This window comes from Croceicoccus sp. BE223 (assembly GCF_031457155.1).
Taxonomy (GTDB): Bacteria; Pseudomonadota; Alphaproteobacteria; order Sphingomonadales; family Sphingomonadaceae; genus Croceicoccus.
In genome coordinates this window covers 1-26,137 of sequence record NZ_JAVDWB010000001.1, presented here as the reverse complement: position 1 = coordinate 26,137, position 26,137 = coordinate 1, and the positions used below count along the sequence as shown (strand labels likewise).

The 26,137-nt window shown below is 67.4% G+C and carries 25 protein-coding genes and 1 pseudogene; 22 read left to right on the top strand and 4 right to left on the bottom strand.

Annotation, left to right across the window (positions count from 1 at the left end; translation table 11 throughout):
• Window positions 1–2 precede the first annotated feature (2 nt).
• The 8 genes from J2X37_RS00130 (at window position 3) to J2X37_RS00095 (ending at window position 8,366) form a co-directional block, all read left to right on the top strand.
• Window positions 3–1,700 carry an ABC transporter ATP-binding protein gene (locus J2X37_RS00130; protein ID WP_310016229.1) on the top strand — a complete coding sequence of 566 codons (1,698 nt, stop codon included), beginning with the start codon at window positions 3–5 and terminating at the stop codon, window positions 1,698–1,700.
• The gene (locus J2X37_RS00125) at window positions 1,697–2,890 is read left to right on the top strand and encodes a nucleotidyltransferase family protein (protein WP_310016227.1); all 1,194 of its coding nucleotides are present in this window, start codon (window positions 1,697–1,699) and stop codon (window positions 2,888–2,890) included. Before J2X37_RS00130 ends, J2X37_RS00125 begins: the two co-directional genes overlap by 4 nt.
• A gap of 185 nt (window positions 2,891–3,075) precedes the next feature.
• Complete coding sequence (locus tag J2X37_RS00120) at window positions 3,076–3,591, top strand: DUF2141 domain-containing protein (protein ID WP_310016225.1); 516 nt, start codon at window positions 3,076–3,078, stop codon at window positions 3,589–3,591.
• A gap of 102 nt (window positions 3,592–3,693) precedes the next feature.
• Window positions 3,694–4,923: a M20 family metallopeptidase gene (locus J2X37_RS00115; protein WP_310016223.1), complete on the top strand. Its 1,230-nt coding sequence runs from the start codon at window positions 3,694–3,696 to the stop codon at window positions 4,921–4,923.
• A gap of 60 nt (window positions 4,924–4,983) precedes the next feature.
• The gene (locus J2X37_RS00110) at window positions 4,984–5,190 is read left to right on the top strand and encodes a hypothetical protein (protein WP_310016222.1); all 207 of its coding nucleotides are present in this window, start codon (window positions 4,984–4,986) and stop codon (window positions 5,188–5,190) included.
• 97 nt (window positions 5,191–5,287) lie between these two features.
• Window positions 5,288–6,163: an S-methyl-5'-thioadenosine phosphorylase gene (gene mtnP / locus J2X37_RS00105; protein ID WP_310016220.1), complete on the top strand. Its 876-nt coding sequence runs from the start codon at window positions 5,288–5,290 to the stop codon at window positions 6,161–6,163.
• 114 nt (window positions 6,164–6,277) lie between these two features.
• Window positions 6,278–6,970, top strand: coding sequence for a response regulator transcription factor (locus J2X37_RS00100; RefSeq protein ID WP_310016217.1), 693 nt, complete (start codon window positions 6,278–6,280; stop codon window positions 6,968–6,970).
• Between the two features lie 52 nt (window positions 6,971–7,022).
• A complete protein-coding gene (locus tag J2X37_RS00095) occupies window positions 7,023–8,366 on the top strand; it encodes a HAMP domain-containing sensor histidine kinase (RefSeq protein ID WP_310016215.1) in 1,344 nt (447 codons plus the stop codon).
• A 564-nt stretch (window positions 8,367–8,930) separates the two neighbouring features.
• Here J2X37_RS00095 and J2X37_RS00090 read toward each other — a convergent pair.
• On the bottom strand, window positions 8,931–9,383 hold the full coding sequence (locus J2X37_RS00090) for an Lrp/AsnC family transcriptional regulator (protein ID WP_310016213.1): 453 nt from the start codon (window positions 9,381–9,383) through the stop codon (window positions 8,931–8,933).
• Window positions 9,384–9,547: 164 nt separating this feature from the next.
• On the opposite strand from J2X37_RS00090, the gene J2X37_RS00085 reads away from it, so the two are divergent.
• The 3 genes from J2X37_RS00085 to J2X37_RS00075 are packed head-to-tail and all read left to right on the top strand — an operon-like array spanning window position 9,548 to window position 13,157.
• Window positions 9,548–10,822, top strand: coding sequence for a thiamine pyrophosphate-dependent enzyme (locus tag J2X37_RS00085; protein WP_404979578.1), 1,275 nt, complete (start codon window positions 9,548–9,550; stop codon window positions 10,820–10,822).
• Between the two features lie 29 nt (window positions 10,823–10,851).
• Entirely contained in the window at window positions 10,852–11,865 is a 1,014-nt protein-coding gene (locus J2X37_RS00080; RefSeq protein ID WP_404979589.1) for an alpha-ketoacid dehydrogenase subunit beta, read from the top strand.
• On the top strand, window positions 11,865–13,157 hold the full coding sequence (locus J2X37_RS00075) for a dihydrolipoamide acetyltransferase family protein (RefSeq protein ID WP_310016208.1): 1,293 nt from the start codon (window positions 11,865–11,867) through the stop codon (window positions 13,155–13,157). Before J2X37_RS00080 ends, J2X37_RS00075 begins: the two co-directional genes overlap by 1 nt.
• A 92-nt stretch (window positions 13,158–13,249) precedes the next feature.
• On the opposite strand, the gene J2X37_RS00070 is transcribed toward J2X37_RS00075, so the two are convergent.
• Window positions 13,250–13,384 (bottom strand): entericidin A/B family lipoprotein, encoded by a 135-nt coding sequence (locus tag J2X37_RS00070; RefSeq protein ID WP_310016206.1) that lies wholly within the window; start codon window positions 13,382–13,384, stop codon window positions 13,250–13,252.
• Window positions 13,385–13,615: 231 nt separating this feature from the next.
• Between J2X37_RS00070 and gpmA the strand changes: the two genes are divergently transcribed.
• From gpmA to J2X37_RS00030, 8 genes are read left to right on the top strand one after another with little or no spacing between them, the layout of a single operon-like run.
• A complete protein-coding gene (gene gpmA, locus J2X37_RS00065; RefSeq protein ID WP_310016204.1) occupies window positions 13,616–14,317 on the top strand; it encodes a 2,3-diphosphoglycerate-dependent phosphoglycerate mutase in 702 nt (233 codons plus the stop codon).
• 43 nt (window positions 14,318–14,360) lie between these two features.
• Window positions 14,361–14,849 (top strand): 5-(carboxyamino)imidazole ribonucleotide mutase, encoded by a 489-nt coding sequence (purE, locus tag J2X37_RS00060; RefSeq protein ID WP_310016202.1) that lies wholly within the window; start codon window positions 14,361–14,363, stop codon window positions 14,847–14,849.
• A 32-nt stretch (window positions 14,850–14,881) separates the two neighbouring features.
• Window positions 14,882–15,979: a 5-(carboxyamino)imidazole ribonucleotide synthase gene (locus tag J2X37_RS00055; RefSeq protein ID WP_310018005.1), complete on the top strand. Its 1,098-nt coding sequence runs from the start codon at window positions 14,882–14,884 to the stop codon at window positions 15,977–15,979.
• Complete coding sequence (locus J2X37_RS00050) at window positions 15,976–16,485, top strand: dihydrofolate reductase (protein ID WP_310016200.1); 510 nt, start codon at window positions 15,976–15,978, stop codon at window positions 16,483–16,485. The genes J2X37_RS00055 and J2X37_RS00050 overlap by 4 nt, the downstream gene beginning before the upstream one ends.
• A 35-nt stretch (window positions 16,486–16,520) precedes the next feature.
• On the top strand, window positions 16,521–17,444 hold the full coding sequence (locus J2X37_RS00045) for a bifunctional riboflavin kinase/FAD synthetase (protein ID WP_310016198.1): 924 nt from the start codon (window positions 16,521–16,523) through the stop codon (window positions 17,442–17,444).
• Window positions 17,445–17,489: 45 nt separating this feature from the next.
• Window positions 17,490–20,435, top strand: coding sequence for an isoleucine--tRNA ligase (locus J2X37_RS00040; protein ID WP_310016196.1), 2,946 nt, complete (start codon window positions 17,490–17,492; stop codon window positions 20,433–20,435).
• Entirely contained in the window at window positions 20,435–20,974 is a 540-nt protein-coding gene (gene lspA, locus J2X37_RS00035; RefSeq protein WP_310016194.1) for a signal peptidase II, read from the top strand. Before J2X37_RS00040 ends, lspA begins: the two co-directional genes overlap by 1 nt.
• The gene (locus J2X37_RS00030; protein ID WP_310016192.1) at window positions 20,974–21,384 is read left to right on the top strand and encodes a DUF3035 domain-containing protein; all 411 of its coding nucleotides are present in this window, start codon (window positions 20,974–20,976) and stop codon (window positions 21,382–21,384) included. Before lspA ends, J2X37_RS00030 begins: the two co-directional genes overlap by 1 nt.
• Window positions 21,385–21,423: 39 nt before the next feature.
• On the opposite strand, the gene J2X37_RS00025 is transcribed toward J2X37_RS00030, so the two are convergent.
• Window positions 21,424–22,767, bottom strand: coding sequence for a hemolysin family protein (locus tag J2X37_RS00025; RefSeq protein WP_310016190.1), 1,344 nt, complete (start codon window positions 22,765–22,767; stop codon window positions 21,424–21,426).
• Window positions 22,768–22,972: 205 nt separating this feature from the next.
• Between J2X37_RS00025 and J2X37_RS00020 the strand changes: the two genes are divergently transcribed.
• Entirely contained in the window at window positions 22,973–23,653 is a 681-nt protein-coding gene (locus J2X37_RS00020) for an OmpA family protein (protein WP_310016188.1), read from the top strand.
• A 24-nt stretch (window positions 23,654–23,677) separates the two neighbouring features.
• Here the strand turns inward: J2X37_RS00020 and J2X37_RS00015 are convergent, their stop codons facing one another.
• On the bottom strand, window positions 23,678–24,457 hold the full coding sequence (locus J2X37_RS00015) for a 3'(2'),5'-bisphosphate nucleotidase CysQ (protein ID WP_310016186.1): 780 nt from the start codon (window positions 24,455–24,457) through the stop codon (window positions 23,678–23,680).
• 189 nt (window positions 24,458–24,646) lie between these two features.
• Between J2X37_RS00015 and sucC the strand changes: the two genes are divergently transcribed.
• Both sucC and J2X37_RS00005 read left to right on the top strand, forming a co-directional pair.
• Window positions 24,647–25,846: an ADP-forming succinate--CoA ligase subunit beta gene (gene sucC, locus J2X37_RS00010; protein WP_310016184.1), complete on the top strand. Its 1,200-nt coding sequence runs from the start codon at window positions 24,647–24,649 to the stop codon at window positions 25,844–25,846.
• Between the two features lie 196 nt (window positions 25,847–26,042).
• Window positions 26,043–26,137 (top strand): annotated as a pseudogene (locus J2X37_RS00005) (electron transfer flavoprotein subunit beta/FixA family protein); the annotation flags it as partial.

Genomic DNA, 26,137 nt, shown 5'->3' with positions numbered 1-26,137 from the left:
CGATGGTGAAGACCGCCCCCGCCCTCAAGCTGCTGCGCGACGTGCCGCTGCCCCGGCTGGCGTTGCTCCTCGCCCTGATGCTGGCGCTCGCGCTGACGGAGGGGGCGGGCATCCTCGCGCTCGTCCCGATGCTGGCGCTGCTGGGCAAGTCGGCGGGCGACCTGCCGTCATGGGCCGCCCCGTTCGCCGACCTGGTGACGCTGCCGGCGATGCTCGGCTTCTTCGTGGCGCTGGTGGCCGGGCGGGCGGTGATCCAGTATGCCCTGACCGTCACCGAGCAGCGCACCCAGTTCCTGCTAATCGACCGCTGGCGCACCGCGATCTTCGCCGCCATCGTCCGCGCCGACTGGCGCACGCTGGCCGGCCTCCGCCGCTCCGACCAGGTCGCGCTGATGGTGCAGAGCGTGGACCGGCTGGGGAACGGTTTCCTCTATCTCCTGGCGCTCGTTTCGCGGGCGGTCACGCTGGGGCTGATCTGGATCGTCGCGCTCTGGCTGGCGCCCGAACTGGCGCTGGCGGCGGTGGTCGGCGGGCTGGTCGTGGTCGCCGGCTTCGTGCCGCTGAAGCGCCGCGCCCACGCGCTCGGCGAAGCGCTGAGCGAACGTTACCGCCAGGTGCAGGCAACGCTCGACGATACGCTGCGGGCGCTGCGCCTGATCAAGAGCCACGGGCGGGAGGAGGCGACCATCGCCGCGATGGATACGGGCATGGCCGACTTGCGCGAAGCCCAGCTGGACTTCGAGCGGGCCTCGGGCCGCAGCCGCGTGGCCTTGCAGGCGGGCGCGGCCTTGCTCCTTGCCGCGATCATTGCGCTGGCCGCGGCGCGCGGCGTGTCGACCGCCGTGTTGCTGCCGCTGATCGTCCTGTTCGGACGCTCGGTGCCGCTGCTCGAACAGTTGCAGCTGTCCACCCAGCGCTGGGCCCACGCGGCCCCGGCCCTGGCCGAGGCGGAGAGGCTGCTCGCGACCGTCGGCGCGAACGCGGAACCGCTGCGCCCCGGCGTCCCCGCGCCGCGCCCGCGCAGCACCATCGCGCTCGATGCCGCAACGCTCGACCATGGGCGCGATCGGCCGGCGGTGGACCGGGTGACGCTGACGCTGCCGGTGGCCACGACGACCGCGCTGGTCGGGCCGTCGGGTGCGGGCAAGTCGACCATCGCCGACCTGTTCGGCGGGCTGATCGCACCCGATGCGGGCCGCCTGGCAGTCGACGGAGCACCGCTGACCGACGAGGTACGCATCGCCTGGCGCGGTGCGGTCGCCTATGTCCACCAGGAACCGGTGCTGTTTCCCGCCTCGATCCGCGACAACCTGCTGTGGAGCGAGCCGGACGCCGCCGACCCGCGGCTGGAGCGGGCCTTGCGCGATGCCGCGGCGCAGTTCGTCTTCGCGCTTCCCGAAGGGCTGGACACCATGGTCGGCGATGCCGGCTGCCGGCTTTCCGGCGGGGAACGCCAGCGCATCGCGCTTGCCCGTGCGCTGCTGCGCGATCCGGACCTGCTCATCCTCGACGAGGCGACGAGCGCGCTCGATCCCGCCAGCGAGGCCGCCATCGCACAGGCCCTTTCCGCCATGCAGGGGACGCGCACGATCCTGATCGTCGCGCATCGCGGCATGCTGACTGACCTCGCCGACCATGTCGTCCACTTGCGCGACGGACGGATCGAGCGGGTCGAGGACCGGCAGCGGGTGCGCGCGTGAACCTGGCTCTCGATCAGCGCAAGGGCGTCCTGCTGGCGCTTGCCGGCCCCGCCCAGCCGATGCCCGCCGGGCTGCCGCAGGCGGAATGGGATGGCGAGGACTGGCAGGCGATCGACGCGATGGCCGCCCAGCACCGCTTGCGCCCGTGGCTGCACCACCGGCTGCGCAGCGACGGCATCGATCTATCCGTGCCATCCGACATCGCCGCAACGTGGCGCGATGCCTACCGCGATGCCGCCATCGGCGCGCTCACCGCGCAGGCCGCGCTGGTTCGCCTCGCCCGCGCCTTTGCCGAGGCAGGTGTGGCGATGGTCGCCCTGAAGGGCGCGCGGCTCGCCTTCTTCGATTACCCGGAAGCGGCCCTGCGCCCGATGCGCGACGTCGACATCCTCGTCGATCCCTCAGACCTTCCCGCCGCGGTCGAGGCGCTGGCCCGTGCCGGGGCCGAAGTACCAACGGACCGCGATGCGGCGATTGCGCGCGCGCTGGGCGCCGACAAGCATCTCGCCCCGGTGCTGTTGCGCGATGTCGAGCGCCATGTCGAACTGCACCACCGCATCGCCGAACCGGGCCTGCCCTGCATCGACACCGCCGCCATGCTGGCCGATGCGGTCGTGGCGGAAATCGGCGGCACGCAGGTCGCCTTTCCTTCGAACGAGCACATGCTCGGCCATCTCGTGCTTCATGCCGCCTACAACCACCGGTTCGATTGCGGCCCTCTAGCGCTGATCGACATCGGCACGATGCTCGCCCGCCGCCCGGTGGATGCGCCCCGCTTCAAGGCGATGGCGGAGAGCGGAGGCTGGCTTCCCGGCGCGCAACTGGTCATGGCTCTGGTCGACCGGTTCATGGGGCCTGCCGGTCTCGACATCGGCCAGGGATCGGTGCCGCCCGCAATCCTTGCCGAGTGCGAGAGCCTTCTGCTCCAGGATTTCGACCAGCGCCAGCAGGTGCTGCTCGCGGCCGAGGCGGCGCAGGCGGGCATGGCCGCCACGCTTCTCGCGCGGCTGGGCAAGGGGTTGCGCCAACGGCCCGAGGAAGGGCGCATGCGCTGGCTGTCGCGCCGCGCAGGCCGTACGATCCGCCAGGCGCGGGACCCGCGCGCACGGGCCGAGGCGGCCGCGGGCGCCGCGCTGGCGCGCTGGCTGAACGCGGATGCGCGGCCCGCCCTTCCACAGGATGAAGCCTGAATTCAGGGGCTATTCACGGCTCGTGACCTAGTTCGGGCGGGTACTTGCCGGGAAACCCGCGGATGCCTTTGGCGCCGCGAAGCGCCGGCGGTCGGGGGCGAGGCAGGGTTGAATGCGCGGCAATGCGCGTCCACTTATGCCCACGTTCCCGACAGAGATGAATCAGCAAACGGAGAATTCTCCCGATGAATGCCAGCAACCGACTGACCGGAACCGTGCGCAAGGCCGCACTGGGGCTGGGCGCCGTGGCCTCGCTCGGCACGCTTGCCGCCGTTTCGGCGCCCGCCCAGGCCGCCGCCCCCGCTCAATGCCAGGGCGATCTCAGCGGCGGGTCATGGCTCAATGTCGAGGTGACCGGGGTCAAGTCGTCTTCTGGCCTGATGGCGGTGACGATCTATGCCGACGATTCCAGCCGTTTCCTCGCCAAGAAGGGCTCGCTCGACGTCGTGCGCTTCCCGGCCAAGGCGGGCACGTTCCGCGGCTGCGTCAAGCTGCCCAAGAACGGCGTCTACGCCATCGCCGTCTATCATGATGCCGACGGCAGCCGGAAACTGAACCGCAGCGGCCTCGGCATGCCGGCCGAGGGTTTCGGCTTTTCGAACAATCCCAGCACGCTGGCGGGGCTGCCCGCCTTCCGTTCGGTGCGACTGAACGTATCGAAGCCGGGTCTGACGACGCGGATCAACCTGACCTACCCCTGATCTCTGGCCGTCCATGATCATGACGCCCCGGCCGCTCGACATGGCGGCCGGGGCGTTTATGGTATTGGACATGGCCATCCGCATGACCCCCGGCGCGAAGCGATGAACGAGTTCGCGCCCATACCCCACGACGACATCGCCGCGGCGGCACAGGCGATCGCGCCCGAAATCGTCGCCTTGCGCCGCGCGATCCACGCCGATCCCGAACTGGGGCTGCACACCCCGCGCACCATGGCCCGCGTGCGCAACATGCTCGCCGACCTGCCGCTGGAATGGCGCGAGGGGACGCAGACGACGGGGCAGGTCGCCATCCTGAAGGGCGGCGCGCCGGCGGACGGCAAGCGCCGCCGGGTGCTGCTGCGCGGCGACATGGACGCCCTGCCGATGGCGGAGGAGACGGGCCTCGACTTCGCGTCGCAGGCGCCGGACCGGATGCACGCCTGCGGCCACGACACCCATACCGCGATGCTGGCCGGCGCAGTGCGGTTGCTGGCCGCGCGGGCCGAAACGCTGCCCGGCGATGTCGTCTTCATGTTCCAGCCGGGCGAGGAAGGCTTCGGCGGGGCGCGGATGATGATCGAAGACGGACTGCTCGACCCCGTGCCCGACGCCGCCTTTGCCTACCACATCATTCCGAACGCGCCGCACGGCCTGTTCGTCGGGCGCGCCGGGCCGCTGATGGCGGCATCCGACGCGGTGGAGATCGTCGTCACCGGGCGCGGCGGCCATGCCTCCATGCCGCATTTCGCCGCCGACCCGCTGCCCGTCGCCTGCGAGATCGTCGGCGCGATGCAGGCGATGGTGACCCGCCGTTTCGACGCGGCGGATCCGGTGGTGGTGACCATCACGCGGATGCGGGCGAGCGATGCCGACAACGTCATCGCCGAACGCTGCATCCTGGGCGGCACGATCCGCACCCTTTCCGAAACCACCCGCGCCCGCCTGATCGACGCGGCGCGGGATCTTGTCGCGGGGATCGCCGCCGCGCACGGCCTGTCGGCGACGCTGGAGGTCCGGCAAGGCTTCCCCTGCACCTACAACGATCCGCGCGCGGTCGCGCTGGCCAGGGACGTCGTCGTCGAACGCTTCGGCGAGCGGGCGTGGCACGACTTGCCGAACCCGCTGATGACGGCGGAGGATTTCTCCTATGTCCTGCAGAAGATGCCCGGCGCGATGATCCTCTTGGGCGTGGCCGAACCGGATGCCGACTGGCAACGCGCGCCGGGGCTGCACAGCCCGCACATGCATGTCGACGAACGCGTGCTGCCGCGCGGCTCGGCGCTGCTCGCCGCCCTCGCCATACGGGTGCTGGAGCGTGGCCTGCCTGCTTGAGAAGGCCGGTTCCGGGCCCGTGCTGGACCGGGCGCCCCCTGCCCCCTAAGGCGGACCGAGATGAGTCGAAAGCTGCCCCGCCTGCCGATCCCCCAGCGCCTGAGCCAGGAAGAGGGGCGCGCAATCGGGGTGTCCGCGGCCTTCAATACGCCGCTCGCGGGCAACTACACCTATTTCGGCAGCATCGACGCGACGCTGCCACTGCCTACCGTGCTGGTCGCGGCGCCGGTCGCGGGCCTGCTTACGCCGACTGGGCGGGTGCGATGACTTGCCGCGAACGGCTCTACCACGCGCTTGCCCGCGACTTCCTGCCGAAGGAGGGAGCCGGTGGCGACGTGCCGAAGATGAAGGAGGCTTCCCTCGCATGAACGACAAGTGGGTCATCGGCGTGATCGGCGGATCCGGTCTCTACGACATCGATGCGATCAAAGACGCGCAGTGGATCTGGGTGAACTCTCCGTTCGGGCAGCCGTCGGACGAGATCCTGTTCGGAACGATCGGCGGCATCGAGTTCCGCTTCCTGCCGCGCCATGGCCGGGGGCACCGCATCGCCCCGTCCGACCTTAACGCCCGCGCCAACATCGATGCGCTGAAACGGGCGGGCTGCACCGACCTGCTGGCGATCAGCGCGGTCGGTTCGCTGCGCGAGGAGATCGAGCCGGGGCGTTTCGTCGTCGTCGACCAGTTCATCGACCGGACGCAGGGCCGCGAAAGCAGCTTCTTCGGCACCGGCATGGTCGCCCACGTGTCGATGGCCGACCCGGTTTGCGAAAGGATGGCCGCGCTTGCCGCCGGTGCCTTTCACGCGGCGGGCGGCAAGGTGGCGCAGGGCGGCACCTACCTCGCCATGGAAGGTCCCCAGTTCTCGACCCGGGCGGAAAGCCATCTCTATCGCCAGTGGGGCGCCGACGTCATCGGCATGACGGCGCTGCCAGAAGCGAAGCTGGCACGAGAGGCGGAGCTGCCCTACGCGCTGGTCGGCATGGCGACGGACTACGATTGCTGGCGCGAGGACGAGGACGCGGTCGATGTCGCCGCGGTGATCGCGCAGTACCGGGCCAACGCGGGCGTGGCGCGCGACGCGGTGGTCCGCTTCGCCGCATCGCTGCCCGAAAGCCGCACGCCCTCGCCCATCGACCGCGCGCTCGACAACGCCATCATCACCGCGCCCGACGCGCGCGACCCGGCGGTCGTCGCCCGGCTCGATGCGGTCATGCGCCGGCTGCTGGTAACCGGATGACAGGATATTTCATGCAGCTAACGGCACTCTTGTCTGGGCTGCGCGGAGGGAGCAGATAATCTATCCTCGCCCGCAGTATCCGGCCTGGGCGCGACGAAACGGGGGAAACGGGTGATGGCCACGACGGGCCTCGACATCTTGCATATCGAGGATGACGCCCGCATCGCGTCCGACCTGCAGCAACTGGTCCGCGCCACCGGCGACCGGGTGACCTGGGAAGCGACGGGGGCCGAAGGCCTGCGCCGCGCCGGCGTCGGCCAGTTCGACGTCATCATCCTCGACCGGATGCTGCCCGACACCGACGGGCTCACTCTCATCAAGCGGATGCGGCAGAGCGGGATCGGCACGCCGGTGCTGATGCTGTCGGCGCTTGGTCGCACGATCGACCGGGCGGAGGGTCTCGACGCAGGGGCCGACGACTACCTCGCCAAGCCGTTCGAGGCGGCGGAACTGCTCGCCCGGCTGCGCGCGCTGCACCGGCGCGCATCCGGTCGCGAACACGATGCGGTGATCATCCACGGCGCCTTCGAATGCCACGTCAAGGCGCGCACCGCGTTTCGCGCCAACAAGCACCTGCCGCTCAGCCCCAAGGAGTTCGAGCTGTTCCGCTACCTGATCGAGAACGCGGGAGAGGTGGTGACGCGCGAGATGCTGCTGCGTGATGTGTGGAAGATGAGCTTCGACCCGCAGACCAACGTGGTCGACGTCAACATCGGCCGCCTGCGCCGCAAGCTGGAGGACGGTTTCAATTCGCCCGCACTGGAAACCATCTGGGGGACCGGGTATCGCCTGCTCGACGGCAAGTGAGCCCTGACGGGGCTCGGCTGATAGCGGGGCCGTCCGGGGGCACCAGGCGCACGTGACACAGGTTCGGCTGCTCGATTCGATCTTCACGCGGCTGGTCGCCTGGTCGATCGCGGTGTGCATCGCGGTCGTGCTGATCCTGGGCGCTCTGGTCGGGGCCAAGTTCGAACAGCTCGCCACGGCGACGCAGGAAAACGCGATCAACGCCGACATCTCGGCCCTGCTCGACACCTATCGCAACGACGGGCAGGCAGGACTTGCCGCTCGCATCGAACAGCGGCTGCAATACCAGGCCCCCGCCGGCAGCGCGCTGCACTATCTGCTCGACGACGGCACCGGCCGCTTCGTTGCCGGCGACCTGACGACATGGCCGGAAGGCGTGAGCGAGACCATCGAGGTCCTGCCGCTGGCCGACGGCACCTTCGTCCATGCCCGCGTCGTCAACCTCGCCGGTGGCGAACGACTGCTTGTCGCGCGCGAGACGACGCTCGACGAGTTGGTGCTGAACGAGATCGGCTTCGCCTTCGTCGCGGGCGGGCTGTTCGTGGTCTTCGCCGTCGCCGTGGCCGGACGGATCACCACCAACCGTCTTTCGCGCCGCATCGGTCGCATCAACGAAGCGTTCCAGAACCCCGACGAAGACCGCCTTGCCCGGCTCGAACGCGGGCGCGAGGCGGAGGACGAGATCGGCGAACTGACCCGCCATTCGATCGAGGCGCTGGAACGGCTCAACCGGCTGGTCACCGCCCATCGCGACACGCTGGACCAGATCGCGCACGAAATGCGCACCCCGCTGATGCATCTCGACAGCCGGCTGCTGCGCGCCACCCGCTCCGCGCCCGACGAGGCGGCGGCGCAGGGGCTGGCCGAGGCGCGAGCCGAGATCCGCTCGGTGACGACGATGCTCGAATCGCTGCTCGACATCTCGCACAGCGAGGCGCACCGCGGCGACCCGCGCGGGCTGGAGCCGCTCGACCTTTCGGCGCTGGTCGAACATATCGCCGACCTCTATGTTGCCAGCGCAGAGGACAGCGGCCACCACTTCGAGATCCACATCGAGCCGGGCGTGACCATCCGGGGAGAGGAGATGCAGCTCTCGCGCCTCGTCACCAACCTGCTCGACAACGCGTTCAAGTACACGCCCGCGGGCGGTTCGGTCTTTCTCGAGCTGGAAAGCGGCCCGAAGCTGATCGTATCCGACACCGGCCCCGGCGTTCCGGTCGACGATCGCGAGCGCATCTTCGATCGCTTCAGCCGGGCCAAGGGCAACCACGGCGCGAACGGCGGATCGGGCCTCGGCCTCGCGCTGGCCCGCGCCATCGCCCGGCGGCACGGGCTCGACCTGAGGCTCGAGCCGACCATCCGGGGTGCAAGGTTCGTAGTGACGCCGGAGATTTAGGTGTGGGCTGGTTGGCCTGAACGAAGGTTATGGGGTGAAAAGCTGCCATCCGGTTAGCCTTGGGATTGCTGATGAAACCATTGACGCCCGCCTTTTCGCCACGCCGTGCCCGATGGGCGTGGAAACTCACGAAAGCGCTCAGCGCAGAAGAAAGAGGTGACTACCAGCAAGGGCTTAGCCTTCTCGAGCAGGCAGATTCGATTAGGGATTTGAGAGCAGAGGATCGGGTTCTACGCGCTAGGCTACTGCTTCGATCTCAGCGGTTCGAGCATGCGCAAGATGCCTTCGCATCGCTAGCGCGTGAGTTCGAGGGCACGGCTGAGCCCGACCTCCAGTACTTACGACGATATTGCTTGAGCACCTTAGCTTTAATGAGGTCCGATTTCATCCGTCACCGGATGGAGGTTTACGCCGCGAGGGACATTGATTGCAGACCGAGGCTGCGCCGAAATTTCCCGTTGCATGCATCCGAAGATTTTTGATCGTGAGGCGATAGGATCGGGGCGTGAGCTGACAGTCCGACGACTGGCTTGATACGCCTGCCTAGTTTAATGCCCCCATCACTCAGATCGGCAATCGGCTGGTCAACTTGATCCGGCGCATCGCGAAGCTGGAATTGACCGAGGCGACGCCCGGCATGTGGACCAGCACCTTTTTCAGGAACCGTTCGTAGGCCTCGATGCTCGCCGCCACCACGCGCAGCAGGTAGTCGCTATCGCCGCCGACGAGGAAGCATTCGACGATCTGCGGGTGCTCCATCACCGCATGCGCGAAGGCTTCCAGCGTGTCCTCGTCATGGCGCGCGATGCGCACGTTGGCGAAGACATCGACGCCCAGCCCGACCTTCGCCTGGTCCAGCACAACCTCGCGCCCGGCGATGACGCCGTCGTCCTCCATTCGTTTCAGCCGCCGCCAGCACGGCGTATGCGACAGGCCCACCTTGTCGGCGAGCGCGTTTATCGAAAGCTCGGGCTCGACCTGAAGGGTGCGCAGGATCTTCCAGTCGGTCTCGTCCATGATCTTTTCGCAATTGCATCATTCCACGAAAACGGTTTCGCACAAACGGCCCCGATTGGGAAAACATTTCCTCAAAGCCGTGCGTATGCCCACAAAAAAGGGAAAACATCCCGCCGATCATGCGTTACACTGGGGCGAGCGGGGCCCTACCCCGCCGCCAGAGGATGACCCGCGTGACGAATTCGAACCTTCCCCGACTTCAGCTCCACATCCCCGAGCCGCCCTCGCGGCCCGACACCGGGGTCAGCTTCGCTCACGTCAATCGCGGCGAGGCCGGCGCGGTCCGCCGCCCCGACATCGCCGAACACGAAAGCCGGATGCGCGACCTGCCTTACGAGCTGATTCGCGTGCTGGACGACGACGACCGCGCGGTTGGCCCGTGGAACCCGCACCTGTCGCCCGAAACGCTGAGGAAGGGCCTACGCGCGATGGTTCTGACCCGCGCCTTCGATGACCGGCTGTTCCGCGCGCACCGCCAGGGCAAGACCAGTTTCTACATGAAATCGACCGGCGAGGAGGCAATTGCCGCCGCGCAGTCGATGGCGCTCGACAAGGGGGACATGTTCTTCCCCACTTATCGCGCGCTCGCCTGGCTGCATGCCCGCAACTATCCGCTGACGACGCTGTGCAACCAGATCTTCTCGAACGCCGAAGACCCGCTGGCGGGCAAGCAACTGCCGATCCTTCATTCGGCGCGGGCCTACGATTTCTATTCGATCTCGGGCAATTTGGGCGTCCGCTTCGTCCACGCGGTGGGCTGGGCGATGGCATCGGCCTACAAGAACGATACGAAGATCAGCCTCGCCTATGTCGGTGACGGCACCACGGCAGAAGGCGATTTTCACGAGGCGATGACCTTTGCCGCCGCCTATCGCGCGCCGACGATCCTGTGCGTCACCAACAACCAGTACGCGATTTCCAGCTTTGCCGGGTTCGCCGCGCCCGAACGCCTGCCGTTCGCGGCCAAGGCGCTTGCCTATGGCTTTCCGGGCATCAAGGTCGACGGCAACGACTTCCTTGCCGTGTGGGGCGCGACGCAGTGGGCCGCAGAACGCGCGCGGACCAACAACGGGCCGACCCTGATCGAGTTCTACACTTATCGCGCCGAAGGGCACTCCACCTCCGACGACCCCAGCGCCTATCGCCCCAGGGACGAGGCGCAGCACTGGCCGCTGGGCGACCCGGTCCACCGGCTGAAGAAGCACCTCGTCGCCATCGGCGCCTGGGACGAGGAGCGCCACGCCGCGCTGGAGGCGGAGACCAAGGAAAAGGTGAAGATCGCGGTCAAGGAGGCCGAGGCCATCGGCACGCTCGGCCAGTCGAAGCCGCCGATCGAGGAGATGTTCGAGGACGTCTTTGCCGAGAAGGACTGGCGGCTGAAGGAACAGCTGCGCGAGCTGAAGGCCCGTCGGGCCGCCCATGCGGGAGAGGGCGCATGACGGAGGCAAGCAACGGCGAAACGAAACGCATGAACATGATCCAGGCGCTCAACAGCGCGCTGGACGTGAAGATGGGCGAAGACCCCGACGTGCTCGTCTTCGGCGAGGACGTCGGCTATTTCGGCGGCGTCTTCCGCGTCACCGAGGGGCTGCAGAAGAAGCACGGCCTGACCCGCTGCTTCGACGCGCCGCTGACCGAAGGCGGCATCATCGGCGCGGCCATCGGGATGGGCGCCTATGGCCTGCGCCCGGTGCCGGAAATCCAGTTCGCCGACTACATCCTTCCCGCCTATGACCAGCTCGTGTCGGAGGCGGCGCGGCTGCGCTATCGTTCCAACGGCGAGTTCTGGGCGCCGGTCACCGTCCGCACGCCTTATGGCGGCGGTATCTTCGGCGGCCAGACGCATAGCCAGAGCCCGGAGGCGATCTTCGCCCACGTGACCGGCCTCAAGACCGTCATCCCGTCGAACCCCTACGACGCCAAGGGCCTGCTGATCGCCGCGATCGAATGCGACGATCCGGTCATCTTCCTCGAACCGAAGCGGCTCTACAACGGCCCGTTCCACGGCAGCCCGGACGAGGAACTGAAGACTTGGGCCAACTCAGGGCTCACGACCGCCGAAGTCCCGCTGGGCCGCTACGACGTGCCGCTGGGACGCGCGGCGCTGGTGCGCGAAGGGACCGAGGTCACCGTGCTCGCCTATGGCACGATGGTGCACGTCGCAGAGGCGGGCATCAACGATTCGGGCGTCGATGCCGAATTGATCGACTTGCGCTCCATCGTCCCGCTCGACATCGACGCGATCACGGCCTCGGTCCGCAAGACGGGGCGCTGCGTCATCCTGCACGAGGCCAGCCGTTTCGGCGGTTTCGGCGGCGAGCTTTCCGCGCTCGTCCAGGAACGCTGCTTCGACCACCTGCGCGCACCGATCCAGCGGGTGGCGGGTTACGACATGCCCTATCCGCACGCTTTCGAATGGGATTACTTCCCTGGGCCGATCCGGCTTGCCGAAGCGCTCGCTGCCGCCGTGGAGTACAAGTGATGGGCACCTACAAGTTCCGCCTGCCCGACATCGGCGAAGGCGTGGCAGAGGCCGAGGTCACCGCCTGGCACGTGAAGCCGGGCGACGTGATCGAGGAAGACGACCCGCTTTGCGACGTGATGACCGACAAGGCGACCGTCGACATGACCAGCCCGGTGGGCGGCACGGTGCGCGCGGTCTACGGCGAAGTCGGCGAGATGAAGGCCGTCGGCTCGGTTCTCGTCGAGCTGGAGGTCGAGGGTGCCGGAAACGACACCGGCAACGCCGAAGATGCCGTTCCGGCCCCGCCACTCGCCCCGCAAGAGGCGCCGGAGGGCCCGACCGCGCCTGTCGCAGCGGAGCCCGCGCCGGCACCGGCAGCGCCGCCCCGTGCCGCGCCCCGTGCCGCCCCCCCTGCCGGGCGCCGTCCCGCGCCCGCGCCGACCGAATGCGGACCGGCCACGTTCCCGCTGGCCGCCCCGGCGACGCGCCGGCGCGCCGCGAAGCTCGGCCTCGACCTTTCCAAGGTGCCCGGATCGGGTCGCAACGGCCGGGTCACGCCCGAGGATATCGAGAGCTATCTGGGCGGCGGCGACCCGCGCTACGAGGCGCGCGGCGGCGTCGAGGAGATCAAGGTCATCGGCCTGCGCCGCAAGATCGCGGAGCGGATGGAAGAAACCTGGCGGCGGATCCCGCACATCACCTATGTCGAGGAATTCGACGTCACCGCGCTCGAGGAAACGCGCTTCGCGCTGAACGCGGGGCGCCGGGACGGGCAACCGAAGCTGACCTTTCTGCCTTTTCTCGTCCGCGCGATGGTCAAGGTGCTGCCCGAATTCCCGCACCTCAACGCCCATTACGACGACGATGCCGGCATCCTGCGACAGCATGGGCCGGTCCACGTCGGCGTGGCCATGGCGACGCCCTCGGGCCTGATGGTGCCCGTCGTGCGCCATGCCGAGCAGATGGACCCCTGGGCGATCGCCAGCGAGATCGCGCGCCTTTCCCAGGCCGCGAAGGAAGGCCGCGCCAGCCGTGAGGAACTGAGCGGATCGACCATCACCATCACCTCGCTCGGCCCCATCGGCGGCATTGCGACGACGCCGATCATCAACCGGCCGGAAACCGCCATCGTCGGCCCGAACAAGATCGTCGAACGGCTCGAACGGCGACACGGCGAGATCGTCACGCGCAAGGTCATGCCCGTCTCGTCGAGCTTCGACCACCGCATCGTCGACGGCTACGAGGCGGCGCAGTTCATGCAGGCGGTCAAGCGGCTGATCGAGACGCCGGCGCTGCTGTTCATCGACTGATCTCGCCGCCCGTCGACAAGCCGCGCGGACAAAAAAGGCGCCGTCCCGATGGGGGCGGCGCCTTCTTGCCGGTTTGGTCCGGGAACTGCCGGTCAGCAGTTGCCTTCGCGACCATCGACGCAATCGCCGACGGATTCGATGTCTTCGCCGGCACCCTCTACGGTGTTGCAGGCCTGAAGCAGGAGCATGGTGCTGCCGAGCGCGAGCGCGGTCATGATCTTCTTCATCGTTGTTCTCCAGAGTAAGGCCAGTTTTGGGCGTGTTGGTGTCTTGAACCATCCCACAACGCACTTCAAAAACGCTGGTTCCTGAGCGCGTTATTCGCGCCAGTCGGCGATCCGGGCGCCGAACGTGAACCGACGACGCGTTCGTGACGGTTTACGCCGCGTTCCCTCCCCTTTTCAAAGCGGCCCCCTCCCGCTAGTGGCCTTGGCTCTTCGAACGATCTGGAGCGTCTCGTGCCCAATCTCATCCCGGCCAACCTGATCCTGGTGCGTCACGGCCAGTCGCAGTGGAACCTGGAAAACCGCTTCACCGGCTGGTGGGACGTGGACCTGACCGAAAAGGGCGAAGCCGAGGCGAAGGCCGCGGGCGAATTGCTGCTGGCCAAGGGCGTGCTGCCCGAAGTCGCCTTCACCTCGCTGCAGACCCGCGCGATCCGCACCCTGCACTTCGCGCTGCACGCCGCGGGCCGGCTGTGGATTCCCGAAACGAAGGACTGGCGCCTCAACGAACGGCACTACGGCGGGCTGACCGGGCTCGACAAGCAGGAAACGCGCGAAAAACACGGCGACGAGCAGGTGCATATCTGGCGCCGCAGCTTCGACATTCCGCCACCGGTGCTCGACAGGGGCAGCGAGTTCGATCTGTCCGCCGACCCGCGCTATGCCGGGATCGACGTGCCGATGACCGAAAGCCTGAAGGACACGATCGAGCGGGTGCTGCCCTATTACACCGCCAACATCGAGCCGGTGCTGGCGAGCGGCAGGACGGTGATCGTCTCTGCCCACGGCAACAGCCTGCGCGCGCTGGTCAAGCACCTTTCGGGCATTTCCGACGAGGATATCACCGGGCTGGAGATTCCGACCGGCCAGCCGATCGTCTATCCTTTCGCCGGTTGTCGCCCCTCGGGCGAACGCTACTACCTTTCCGACGCCTGACGCGTCATACCACGCCCGGCTGAGGGCAATCGGGGGAAAAGCCATGACCGCACCGGTCGCGATCGTGATGGGCAGCCAGTCCGACTGGCCGACGATGCGCCATGCCGCCGACGTTCTGGCCGAACTGGGCGTCGCCAGCGACTGCCGCATCGTTTCGGCCCACCGCACCCCGCGCCGCATGGTCGCGTTCGCAGAGGGCGCGGCGGACGAGGGGTTCAAGGTGGTGATCGCCGGCGCGGGCGGCGCGGCGCACCTGCCGGGCATGATCGCGTCGATGACCCATCTGCCGGTGCTGGGCGTGCCGGTCCGGTCCAAGGTGCTGTCCGGCAAGGATTCGCTGCTGTCGATCGTGCAGATGCCCGGCGGCGTTCCGGTCGGCACCCTCGCCATCGGCGATGCGGGCGCGAAGAACGCGGGGCTTCTCGCCGCCGCGATCCTGGCGCTGAACGACTCCGATCTGGCCGAACGGCTCAAGGCCTGGCGCGCGGCGCAGACCGACAGCGTCGACGAACGCCCGGTCGACGAAGACTGATAGCAGGAGAGAACGTGGCCAACGGGGCGCACATGCCGGTAATCGCGCCGGGCAGCACGATCGGCATCCTGGGCGGCGGGCAGCTGGGTCGGATGATGGCGATGGCCGCCGCGCAGCTCGGCTATTCGGTCCACATCTACGCGCCGGAAGCCGACAGCGTCGCCGCCGAGGTGTCCGCCGCCTTCACTCGCGCCCCGTTCCACGACCGCGATGCGCTGGCCGCCTTCGCCGCGCAATGCGATGTCGTCACCTACGAGTTCGAGAACGTGCCGGTCGCTCCCCTGACGGCGCTGGGTGCGGTGCCGCTGCGGGCTAACGCCCGCGCGCTGGAGATCGCGCAGGACCGGCTCGCGGAAAAGAACTTCATCACCCGGCTGGGCGGCACTGCCGCGCCGTTCTGCGAGCTGGACGACGAGGCCGGACTGCAGGCGGCCATCGCCGCCGTCGGCGCGCCCGGCATCCTCAAGACCCGGCGCGACGGTTACGACGGCAAGGGCCAGTGGCGCATCATGGCGCCGGGCGACGCCAACGAGATGTGCGTGCCGCCGATCCCGATGCTCTACGAAGGCTTCGTCCGGTTCGAGGCGGAGTTTTCGGTCATCCTCGTCCGCTCTTTGGCGGGCCAGGTCCGGTTCTGGGACAGCGCCGCGAACGTGCACGTCAACGGCATTCTGTCCCGATGCACCGTTCCGGGCGGCGCCACCGTGATGGCGCAGGTTCCCGCGGCGCGACGGCTGGCCGAACGGGTCGCCACGGAGCTCGACTACGTTGGCGTCCTGACGCTCGAATTCTTCGCCACCGCCAACGGACCGGTCTTCAACGAAATGGCGCCGCGCGTCCACAATTCGGGACACTGGACGATCGAGGGTGCGATCACCAGCCAGTTCGAGAACCACGTCCGTGCGATCTGCGGGCTGCCGCTTGGCGATTGCGGTTTGCGCGTTCCGGGTGCAGTGATGGAAAACCTCATCGGCACCACGGCGGAGGAAGCCCTGCCCATCCTGAACGACCCTTCTGCCCACCTGCACCTTTACGGCAAGGGGGAGGCGCGCGAAGGGCGCAAGATGGGGCACGTGACCCGGCTGGTTCTTGACGAAGCCGTGGCGGCACGCGCGGAAGGGCCGGCATGAAGGGGCCGGAGCTTTTCATCGTTGTCGCTCGCGCCGCCAACGGCACGATCGGCGCCAACGGCCGCCTTCCCTGGCATATCCCCGCAGACCTCTCCCACTTCAAGCGGCTGACGATGGGTGCGCCGATGATCATGGGGCGCAAGACCTTCGAATCGCTGCCGGGCACGCTGCCGGGGCGCAAGCACATCGTCCTGACCGGCAATCCCGACTGGGCGCCGGCCGAGGACAACGACGATGACGAACTGGAAACCGCGGTCTCGCTGGACGAGGCGATCGCCAAGGCCAACGGTTCGCGCATCGCGGTGATCGGCGGCGCGGCGGTGATCGCCCGCGCCCTGCCCCGCGCCCGCCGGATCGAGCTGACCGAGATCCACCGCGACTACGACGGCGACGTCGCCATGCCCCCGCTCGACATGGCCGAGTGGGAGGAAGTCGCGCGCGAGGATCATGCCGAGGACGGCAAGCACCCGGCCTTCAGCTTCGTCACGCTGCGCCGCCGGGATTGAACCGCGCACGCCGCCCGGCCGGAAACGACTTCGCCATGATCCGCCTGACTTCCCAAGACCCGATCCCGGACGAGCTGCACGGCGCGGTGATGGCGCTGGGCAATTTCGACGGTGTCCATGCCGGGCACCAGGCGGTGATCGGCCGCGCGGTGGACTTGGGCCGGGCAAAGGGCCGCCCGGTCATCGTCGCCACGTTCGATCCGCACCCGGTGCGCCATTTCAAGCCCGATGCCGCGCCGTTCCGCCTCACCTCGCTCGACCAGCGGCAGACCCTGTTCGCCGAACTGGGCGCGGACGCGATGATGGTCTTTGCCTTCAACGCGGAACTTGCCGGCACCAGCGCGGAGGATTTCGTCACCCGCCTGCTGGCCGAACGCTTCCACTTGTCGGGCGTGGTCACCGGCAGCGACTTCACCTTCGGGAAGGGCAAGCGCGGCAACGTCGCGATGCTCGCCGCGCTCGGCCCCGGCGTCGGGATCGAAGCGGTGGCCGTCGACCCGGTGCTGGCGACCGGCGGGGCGGTCTCGTCCAGCCGCATCCGCGAGGCGCTGTGGGCGGGCGATCCGCAGGAAGCGGCGCGGCTGATGACCCGGCCCTTTGCGATTCGCGGGATCGTGCAGCACGGCGACAAGGTCGGCCGCACCATCGGCTATCCCACCGCCAACATCGACCTGGGCACCTACATCCGCCCGAAATACGGCATCTACGCGGTGACCGGCCACTTGCCCGACGGACGCGTGCTGAAGGGTGCGGCAAGCCTCGGCATTCGCCCCACGTTCGATCCGCCCAAGGAACTGCTCGAACCGTTCTTCTTCGATTTTTCCGAAGATCTCTACGGGCAGGAGATCGAGGTCGCCTTCCACCACTTCCTGCGACCGGAGGCGAAGTTCGACAGCCTCGACGCCCTCGTCGCGCAGATGGACCGGGACTGCGAGCGCGCCCGCGAGCTGCTGGCCTGACGCGACTGCTGGACGGGCGCGGCGCGATCCATTAACGCGCGGCGCATGACCGAGAAGCGCGACTACAAAGATACCGTCTTCCTGCCGAAGACCGATTTTCCCATGAAGGCCGGCCTGCCGCAGAAGGAGCCGGGCATTCTGGCGAACTGGCAGGCGGGCGGCCTTTACGAAAAGCTGCGCGACGCGCGCCGAGGGCGCGAGAAGTTCATCCTTCACGACGGCCCGCCCTACGCCAACGGCGACATGCACATCGGCCATGCGCTGAACCACGTGCTGAAGGACATGGTCGTCCGCACGCAAAGCCTGCTCGGCAAGGACGCGCCCTATGTTCCGGGCTGGGACTGTCACGGCCTTCCCATCGAGTGGAAGGTGGAAGAGCAGTACCGCAAGAAGAAGCTCGACAAGGACCAGGTCCCGGCGAAGGAATTCCGCGCCGAATGCCGCGCCTACGCGCAAGGCTGGGTCGACGTGCAGCGCGAGCAGCTGAAGCGGCTCGGCATCAACGGCGACTGGGACAACCCGTACCTGACGATGCAGTTGGAAAGCGAGGCGACGATCGTTGCCGAACTGCTGAAGTTTGCGACCAGCGGCCAGCTCTATCGCGGCGCGAAGCCGGTGATGTGGAGCCCGGTCGAAAAGACCGCGCTGGCCGAGGCCGAAGTTGAGTACGAGGACATCACCTCGACCCAGATCGACGTGGCGTTCGAGATCGTGGAATCGCCGATCCCCGAACTGGTCGGCGCGCACGCGGTGATCTGGACGACGACGCCGTGGACGATTCCGGTGAACCAGGCTTTGGCTTATGGGCCGGATGTCGAGTACGAACTGGTCGAGTTCGTTCCACATGGTAGTTTGACCGGCGACGCTGATGAAGACCTGTCGTCGCGGATTTCAGAACAGCAACGTCAGCATCCGTTGGGACACCTCGCGGGTAAGTTCGGTATCGTGGCTGCTGAATTGAGGCAGAGCGTCGAGCTAAGGCTGAGCAAGAGCGGTGGCGCCCAACTGGGAACCTACCTCGAATCTCGCAAATCGTTCAAAGGCTCCGACCTCGCCGGCACCGTCGCCCGTCACCCGATGCACCACCTCGGCGGCTTCTACGCCGCGCCGCGCCCGTTGCTGCCCGGTGATTTCGTCACGACCGATTCCGGCACCGGCCTCGTCCACATGGCGCCCGATCATGGCGAGGACGACTTCGATCTGTGCAAGCCGCACGGCATCGAGCCCAAGTTCGTGGTCGAGAGCGATGGCCGCTACCGCGAGGACTGGCTGTGGCTGCCGCGCACCGACGAACGCTCGATGTCGGTCATCAACCCGAAGTTCAACGCGCCTGACGGCCCGGTCTGCTCGGACTTGCGCGATGCGGGCGCTCTCCTCAGCGCGTCCACCGATTATCGACACTCTTATCCCCATAGCTGGCGCTCGAAAGCCAAGGTGATCTTCCGCTGCACGCCGCAGTGGTTCGTGCCGATGGACATGGTGATCGATCGCGACACCCCGCGCTGCGCGCAGGAAGCCGAGATTCGCGCCGCTCAGGGCGATGGCGAAACCCTGCGCGAAACCGCGCTGCGGGCCATCGCCGACACGCGCTTCGTGCCCGCCAAGGGCCGGAACCGCATCGGCTCGATGGTCGAGGGGCGGCCCGACTGGGTCCTCTCGCGCCAGCGCGCGTGGGGCGTGCCCATCACGCTCTTCGTCGACCGCAAGTCCGGCCAGTACCTCGTCGATCCAGCGGTCAACGCCCGCATCGTCGAATCCATCCGTACCCACGGTGTCGACGGCTGGGACGAGGAACATGCCGCCGCGATCCTTGGCCCCGACTACGATCTGGACGATTACGAGCGGGTCACCGACATTCTCGACGTCTGGTTCGATTCCGGGTCGACCCACGCCTTCGTCCTCGAATCGGGTCGCTGGCCCGACCTGCAATGGCCTGCCGACCTTTACCTCGAGGGCAGCGACCAGCATCGCGGCTGGTTCCAGTCCTCGCTCCTCGAATCCTGCGGCACGCGCGGCCGCGCGCCCTACAAGGCGGTGCTGACCCATGGCTTCACCATGGACGGCAAGGGCGAGAAGATGTCGAAGTCCAAGGGCAACACGATCAGCCCGCTCGACCTGATGCGCGATTATGGCGCGGACATCATCCGGCTCTGGGCGCTGTCGGTCGACTATACCGAGGATCATCGGATCGGGCCGGAAATACTGAAGGGTGTCGCCGACAACTACCGCAAGCTGCGCAACACCTTCCGCTACCTGCTGGGCGCGCTCGACGGGTACAGCGATGCCGAGCGGGTCGACGTGGCCGAGATGCCGGAGCTCGAACGCTACGTCCTGTCGCTGCTGGCGGGCGTGGACAGCGCGCTGCGCCGGGCGACGGACGATTTCGACTTCAACACGTATGTCCGCACGCTCAGCGATTTCTGCAACGAGAACCTGTCGGCGTTCTTCTTCGATATCCGCAAGGACAGCCTCTACTGCGACGCGCCCGGCGAAATGGGCCGCCGCGCCTATCGCACCGTGCTCGACACGCTGTTCCACGCGCTGGTCCGCTGGGCCGCGCCGGTGCTGGTCTTCACCAGCGAGGAAGTGTGGCAGTCGCGCTATCCCGATAGCGAGAGCGTCCACTTGCTCGAATGGCCGGAGCTTCCCGACGCCGAGGCCGACACAGCCCGCTGGTCGGCGCTGCGCGCCCTGCGCGAAAAGGTGACCGAGGCGATCGAGCCCTATCGCCGCGAGAAGACCATCCGATCGAGCCTCGAGGCCGAAGTCGAGGTGCCCGCCGCGCAAGTGCCCGAAGGCGTGACCGATGCCATGCTTGCCGAACTGTTCATCACGGCGACAGTGACGCGCGGGCAAGGCGACGCGGTGATCGTGAAGCCCACCGACATGCACAAGTGCGGCCGATGCTGGCGTCACCTGCCCGAAGTGCAGGACGACGGCGACGCCTGCGATCGCTGCGAGGCCGCGCTGGCCGGATTGGAAACGGCCTGATGTCGTTCCTGACCGCAGACCGCATCAAGGGCCTCGTGATTGCTCTCGCCGTCATGGCCTTGGACCAGGCGGTGAAGGCGTGGATGCTCAACGGCCTCCGCCTGCGCGAGGTCGGCGTGATCGACATCGTCTCGTTCTTCGACCTTCGCTATGCGGAAAACCGGGGCATCTCCTACGGCTTCCTCACCGCCGACAGCCTCGAATCGCGGATTTTTCTCTTCGTGCTGACCGGCGTGATCGCGCTGGGCGTGCTGGTCTGGATGATGCGCGAACACAAGATGGGCGATATCGCCGCGCTGGCTCTGGTGCTGGGCGGTGCGCTGGGCAATATCATCGACCGGGTGCGGTTCACCTATGTGGTCGACTACGCCGATTTCCACCTCGGCGCGTGGCGGCCCTTCGCGGTCTTCAACCTGGCCGACGCGGCGATCACCACCGGCGTCGTTTTGCTGCTTGCCCGTTCGCTGCTGATACGCGAAAAGCCAGCGGGCGACGGCGATGCCGATATTCAGGCCGATCCGGCCACGGAGAAACAATGATGCGTTTGAAATCCGCCCTGCTCGTCCTGGCATCCTCGGCCACGCTGGCCGGGTGCGGCACCGGCCTCAACATTTTCAACCGCGACGCGCCGGACGAGATGGCCGTTTCGCGTCAGGCGCCGCTGGCCGTTCCGCCCGATTTCGCGCTGACTCCGCCGACGCCGGGTGCCCCGCGCCCGCAGGAGCCGACCGCCAGCCAGCAGGCGCTCGAGGCGCTGTTCGGCGGACCCGCCGCGCGCAGCGGTGTCGAAACCAGCGCTCTCCTGAAGGCGGGCGAAGCCGAACCGGGCATCCGCTCGGCCGTCGGCGATGCGCAGACCAATACCGTGAACAAGGGCGTCGTCACCCGCGACATCATCGCCGCTCCGTCGGGCGACGGTCGCGAAGCGCGTGCGGTGATCCCGGGCTGACGTTCGGGCCCTGACTTTCGCGGCCCGACGTTCAGCCTGTCACAGGCCTGACGAAATCCGGTCCGTCTCCGCCAGCGCGGAGGCGGGCCTTTCGTTTACGGCCAGCAGCTTGTCGATGCGGCGGCCGTCCATGTCGACCACCTCGATCTTCCAGCCCTGCTCGCGGAAGTATTCGCCTTCCACCGGCAGGCGCTTGAGCACCCAGAGCACGTAGCCCGCCGCGGTCGCGAACTCGCGGTCCTCCGGCATCTCGATGGCGAGCCGTTCGGCCAGGCGGTCCGCCGGCAAGGCGCCCGACAGCAGGAGCGTCCCGTCCTCGCGCTCCACGATCAACGGATTGTCGCCGTCATCGTCGTGCGAGGCGAAGTGCCCGACCAGCGCCGAAAGCAGGTCCGCCGGGGTCACGATCCCCTCGAAATGGCCGTATTCGTCGTGGACCAGCGCCATCGCCACGTCGCCGTTGCGCATGATGCGCAGCGCGTCGAGCGCGTCTAGCTGATCGGGAATGATCTCGGCCTTCTTCATCAGCCGCGTCAAGCTGGGCTTGCGCCCGCCCTTCAGCAGCGCGGCGAGAAGTTCGCGAACCTTGACCACGCCGATGATGCTTTCGACAGATCCCTGCCCCACCGGCAGCAGCGAATGGGGCGAAGCGGCGATCACCCGGCGCATCTCTTCGGCACTGGCGCGCCGCTCGATCCAGTCGATCTCGGTCCGCGGGGTCATCAGTTCGCGCACCGGTCGATCGGCGAGACGCAGCACTTCGGCCATGATCGTGTGCTCGGCCTCCTCGATCGCGCCCGAACGCGTCGCCTCCAGCATGATGAGCTTGAGTTCTTCGGCGGTCACCCCTCCCTCGCCTTTGCCGCGCAGGCCCATCAGCCGCAGCAGCAGTCCGGTGCTGTTGTCGAGCAGCCAGACGATCGGCGCGGCAACCTTGGCCAGGAGCGCCATGACCGGCGCGGCGATGGCCGCGATCGGTTCGCGCGCGCGCAGGGCGATCTGCTTGGGCGCGAGCTCGCCCGCGACCAGCGAGAAATAGGTCGTCACGATGATGACCAGCGCGAAGCCCGCATTGTCGGCGATGTCGGGATCGAGGCCGAGCATGATGAGCCGCTCGGCCACCGGCTTCCCCAGGCTCGCGCCCGAATAGGCGCCGGCGACGATGCCGATCAGGGTTATGCCGATCTGCACCGTGGAAAGGAACTTGCCGCTGTCGGAAAGCAGGCTGAGAGCCACCTTCGCGCCCTTGCTGCCGTTCTCCGCCATGTGGCGCAGACGCGCCGGGCGGGACGACACGATGGCCAGTTCGCAGAGCGAGAAGAGGCCGTTGAGCACGATCAGCCCGGCGATGATGAAAACGTCGGACCAGGGAAAGGGAGACAAGCGCGGGGGCCTTGATAGAATTCGCCGAAATTGCCGGCCCAGATAGCGGCAAAGCGGACGATGCCGCAAGTGCCGCTCGGTTCGTCGCGATTTCGTTCAGGAACCAGCGGCGCGGGTCGGGCGTTTGATGCCCGAAACCTGGGAATGCGGATCTGCGGATTGCGCGCCCGGGCAAACGCCTTTGCATAAGAAGGACCTGATCAATATGGCCCGTCGTCGTTATATCACCGCAGCCCTCGCCACCGTTTCGCTTCTCGGCGTATCGGCGTGTGTCACCGATCCCAACACCGGTGAAAAGAAGGTCTCGCGCACCGTGCTGGGGAGCGTCGGCGGCGCGGTTGCGGGCGGCCTGCTCGGCGGCGTGATCGGCGGCAAGACCGGCCGCATCATCGGCGCGGGCGTCGGCGGCGTCGCCGGCGGCGTGGTCGGCTACAAGATGGACCAGCAGATCAAGGAGCTGAAGGAACAGACCGCGGGCACCGGGGTCGACGTGACCGACCAGGGCGACGCGATCCTCGTCAACCTGCCCGACGGCGTGACCTTCGCGACCGGCAGCTACGCCATCTCGCCCACCTTCCAGCAGCTTCTCGATCGCGTGGCCGAAAGCCTGCGCACTTATCCCGACAGCCTCGTCGACGTCTACGGCTACACCGACACCGTCGGCTCGGCTTCGTCGAACTTGACCCTTTCGGAAAACCGTGCGCGCGCGGTCGCCAACTACCTGATCCAGCGAGGCGTTTCTTCGGGCCGCATCCGCTCGATGGGCTTCGGCGAGACGAACCTCAAGGTGCAGACCGGCGACAACGTCAACGAGCCGCTCAACCGCCGTGTCGAGATCAAGATCGTGCCGATCTCGAAGGAAGAGGTCGACGCCGCGCAGAACTGAGCCTCATAGGCCACTCCGGACGGGTCAGGCGGAAAACCGCCTGGCCCGTTCGCTTATCCGCTCCACTGCAGCGGCGTGGATATGGGGCGAAGAGACGAGAAGGCCGAATGCGCGCGGGTCCCGCTTGTTGAAGGCGAGCGGCGCGCCATAGGCATCCGTCACGCTGGCCCCCGCCTCTCGCGCGATGAGGCCCGCCGCGCCGATGTCCCACTCGTAACCCCAGCGCAAGGTGGCGACCAGATCCGCCTCGTCCGCGGCGACCATCGCGATGCGCAGCGCGATCGAGTTGGGCTTTTCGACGCAGACAAGGTCCGCATCCTCCTTGAACAGGGCATCCGCGGGCGTGCGCGCTCCGCTCAGGTCGGCGCGCCGGCTTGCGGCAAGGCGTTGGCCGTTGCGAAACGAACCACGCCCCGCCTGCGCGGTCCAGTATTCGCCGCGTGCGGGCGCGATGAGCCCGGCCATGAGCGGCCGGTTGGCGCTGACCAGCGCGACCGAAACCGACCAGCCGGTCCGCCCGCGCAAGAAGTCGCGCGTCCCGTCGATCGGATCGACCAGCCAGATCAGCGAATCGTCGAGGCGGCTGGGCGCATCAACCGTTTCCTCCGACAGCCAGCCCGCCGCGGGAAGCAGGTCGCGCAGCGCGGCCCGCAAGTACTGGTCGACGGCGATGTCGGCGGCGGAGACGGGGCTGTCGTCGTCCTTGCGCCAGGATTGCGGGGCGTGCCCGTCACCGGGCCAGAGCGCCATCGCGATTCGCCCCGCTTCGTCCATGATGGCGTCGAACCTGTCGCGATCGAGCATTCACCGTCCCGCTTGTTGCAATTGCTTCGCAGACGCAAACAAAACTGCCAATTCCGCCAGTTTCGCGCGATGCCGAGCCATCTGTAGACGACACCGGCCCTTTTCAACAGGGTCCCACTATGCTTTACGCACCTGCAAAACGGCATTGGGCGGTCCGGCAGGGGGCCCTCGGGAAGCGAAGGATTGGCGATGAACATCCATGAATATCAGGCGAAGGAACTTCTCGCCAAGTACGGCGTGGGCATTCCGGCAGGTCACGCGGCGCTGACGGTCGAGGAAGCGGTGGCTGCGGCCAGGAAGCTGCCCGGGCCTCTGTGGGTCGTGAAAGCGCAGATCCACGCCGGCGGCCGCGGCAAGGGCAAGTTCAAGGAACTCGGCCCCGACGCGAAGGGCGGCGTTCGCCTTGCCAAGTCGATCGAAGAGGTAGAAGCCAACGCGCGCGAAATGCTCGGCAACACGCTGGTCACCATCCAGACGGGCGAAGCCGGCAAGCAGGTCAATCGCCTCTACATCACCGACGGCGCCGACATCGCCAGGGAATACTACCTCTCGATGCTCGTCGACCGGAAGTCGAGCCGCGTCGCGATGGTGATCTCGACCGAGGGCGGCATGGACATCGAGGCAGTCGCCCACGACACGCCCGAAAAGATCCAGACCGTCACGATCGATCCCGACACCGGCCTGACCGACGCCGACGCCCAGGTCGCCGCCGACGCGCTGAAGCTGTCGGGCGACCTTGCCGAACAGTGCAAGGTGCTGGTCAAGCAACTCTACACCGCCTTCGTCGACACCGACATGTCGATGCTCGAGGTGAACCCGCTGGTCGAGACGACCGACGGCAAGCTCCTCGTCCTCGACGCCAAGGTCAGCTTCGATTCGAACGCGCTGTTCCGTCACCCCGACATCATGGCGCTGCGCGACGAAACCGAGGAAGACCCGGCCGAAGTCGAGGCGTCGAAGTATGACCTCGCGTACATCAAGCTCGACGGCAACATCGGCTGCATGGTCAACGGTGCGGGCCTCGCCATGGCGACGATGGACATCATCAAGCTCAACGGCGCGTTCCCGGCCAACTTCCTCGACGTCGGCGGCGGCGCCACCAAGGAAAAGGTGACCGAAGCCTTCAAGATCATCCTGTCCGACCCGGCGGTCGAGGGGATCCTCGTCAACATCTTCGGCGGCATCATGAAGTGCGACGTCATCGCCGACGGCATCGTCGCCGCGGCGAAGGAAGTGAACCTGTCGGTTCCCCTCGTCGTTCGGCTGGAAGGCACGAACGTCGAGAAGGGCAAGGAAATCCTCGACAATTCGGGCCTGCCCATCGTCTCGGCCAACGACCTTGGCGATGCCGCCAAGAAGATCGTCGCCGAAACGAAGAAAGCGGCCTGAAACCCGACGGCCCCGGGCGGATTTTCCGCCCGGACACCGACCCTTTGGAGCGGGCCTATCACAGGACGATGCGCGGATGTCGTAACGTCCTTGATTTCCCGCCAAGCCCGCGACAAACGCGTCTATCGCGCAGAAGCCCTGGCCCGACCGTTGCCTTGCCGATGCGGTGGCCTGTCGAACTTGAGAGGACTTGCAGATGAAAGCGCTGGTACCCGTGAAGCGGGTGATCGACTACAACGTGAAGCCGCGGGTGAAGGCGGACGGCACGGGTGTCGATCTCTCGAACGTGAA

What these genes read in the sequence shown, in the direction of transcription:
- J2X37_RS00130 (WP_310016229.1), top strand. Translation starts at nt 3, where the DNA reads ATGGTGAAGACCGCCCCCGCCCTCAAGCTGCTGCGCGACGTGCCGCTG.
- J2X37_RS00120 (WP_310016225.1), top strand. Translation starts at nt 3,076, where the DNA reads ATGAATGCCAGCAACCGACTGACCGGAACCGTGCGCAAGGCCGCACTG.
- J2X37_RS00115 (WP_310016223.1), top strand. Translation starts at nt 3,694, where the DNA reads ATGAACGAGTTCGCGCCCATACCCCACGACGACATCGCCGCGGCGGCA.
- J2X37_RS00110 (WP_310016222.1), top strand. Translation starts at nt 4,984, where the DNA reads ATGAGTCGAAAGCTGCCCCGCCTGCCGATCCCCCAGCGCCTGAGCCAG.
- mtnP (WP_310016220.1), top strand. Translation starts at nt 5,288, where the DNA reads ATGAACGACAAGTGGGTCATCGGCGTGATCGGCGGATCCGGTCTCTAC.
- J2X37_RS00100 (WP_310016217.1), top strand. Translation starts at nt 6,278, where the DNA reads ATGGCCACGACGGGCCTCGACATCTTGCATATCGAGGATGACGCCCGC.
- J2X37_RS00090 (WP_310016213.1), bottom strand. Translation starts at nt 9,383, where the DNA reads ATGGACGAGACCGACTGGAAGATCCTGCGCACCCTTCAGGTCGAGCCC.
- J2X37_RS00085 (WP_404979578.1), top strand. Translation starts at nt 9,548, where the DNA reads ATGACCCGCGTGACGAATTCGAACCTTCCCCGACTTCAGCTCCACATC.
- J2X37_RS00080 (WP_404979589.1), top strand. Translation starts at nt 10,852, where the DNA reads ATGAACATGATCCAGGCGCTCAACAGCGCGCTGGACGTGAAGATGGGC.
- J2X37_RS00075 (WP_310016208.1), top strand. Translation starts at nt 11,865, where the DNA reads ATGGGCACCTACAAGTTCCGCCTGCCCGACATCGGCGAAGGCGTGGCA.
- J2X37_RS00070 (WP_310016206.1), bottom strand. Translation starts at nt 13,384, where the DNA reads ATGAAGAAGATCATGACCGCGCTCGCGCTCGGCAGCACCATGCTCCTG.
- purE (WP_310016202.1), top strand. Translation starts at nt 14,361, where the DNA reads ATGACCGCACCGGTCGCGATCGTGATGGGCAGCCAGTCCGACTGGCCG.
- J2X37_RS00055 (WP_310018005.1), top strand. Translation starts at nt 14,882, where the DNA reads ATGCCGGTAATCGCGCCGGGCAGCACGATCGGCATCCTGGGCGGCGGG.
- J2X37_RS00050 (WP_310016200.1), top strand. Translation starts at nt 15,976, where the DNA reads ATGAAGGGGCCGGAGCTTTTCATCGTTGTCGCTCGCGCCGCCAACGGC.
- J2X37_RS00045 (WP_310016198.1), top strand. Translation starts at nt 16,521, where the DNA reads ATGATCCGCCTGACTTCCCAAGACCCGATCCCGGACGAGCTGCACGGC.
- J2X37_RS00040 (WP_310016196.1), top strand. Translation starts at nt 17,490, where the DNA reads ATGACCGAGAAGCGCGACTACAAAGATACCGTCTTCCTGCCGAAGACC.
- lspA (WP_310016194.1), top strand. Translation starts at nt 20,435, where the DNA reads ATGTCGTTCCTGACCGCAGACCGCATCAAGGGCCTCGTGATTGCTCTC.
- J2X37_RS00030 (WP_310016192.1), top strand. Translation starts at nt 20,974, where the DNA reads ATGCGTTTGAAATCCGCCCTGCTCGTCCTGGCATCCTCGGCCACGCTG.
- J2X37_RS00020 (WP_310016188.1), top strand. Translation starts at nt 22,973, where the DNA reads ATGGCCCGTCGTCGTTATATCACCGCAGCCCTCGCCACCGTTTCGCTT.
- J2X37_RS00015 (WP_310016186.1), bottom strand. Translation starts at nt 24,457, where the DNA reads ATGCTCGATCGCGACAGGTTCGACGCCATCATGGACGAAGCGGGGCGA.
- sucC (WP_310016184.1), top strand. Translation starts at nt 24,647, where the DNA reads ATGAACATCCATGAATATCAGGCGAAGGAACTTCTCGCCAAGTACGGC.